This is a genomic window from Paraburkholderia sp. SIMBA_053 (assembly GCF_046534895.1).
Lineage (GTDB): Bacteria > Pseudomonadota > Gammaproteobacteria > Burkholderiales > Burkholderiaceae > Paraburkholderia > Paraburkholderia caledonica.
Map to the genome: position 1 here is coordinate 1 of NZ_JAWRXU010000771.1, position 268 is coordinate 268.

At 66.0% G+C, this 268-nt stretch carries 1 protein-coding gene; it reads left to right on the forward strand.

The window, feature by feature from the left end; all coding sequences use genetic code 11:
* Positions 1-268: uracil-DNA glycosylase family protein (locus SB753_RS37660; RefSeq protein WP_410805236.1), on the forward strand; the 268-nt coding region annotated here is incomplete at both ends.

The window sequence follows — 268 nt, forward strand, 5'->3', positions numbered from 1 at the left end:
GTGCGCGCCCCGGTGGCACCAGGAGTTGCTCCAACACCTCGGTGCGGTCAGGCTCACACTGCTGGTCGGACAATACGCGCAACAATTCGGACTCGGTGACGCACGGGGGCCAACCTTGACGGACACGCTCACCCGGTGGCAGGAATACGGGCCGCGCGTCATGCCGCTGCCGCATCCGTCGCCGCGCAACATCGCATGGTTCAAGCGCAATCCCTGGTTCGAAGCCGATGTTTTGCCCGCGTTGCGAGCGCGCGTGTCAACGGCGCTG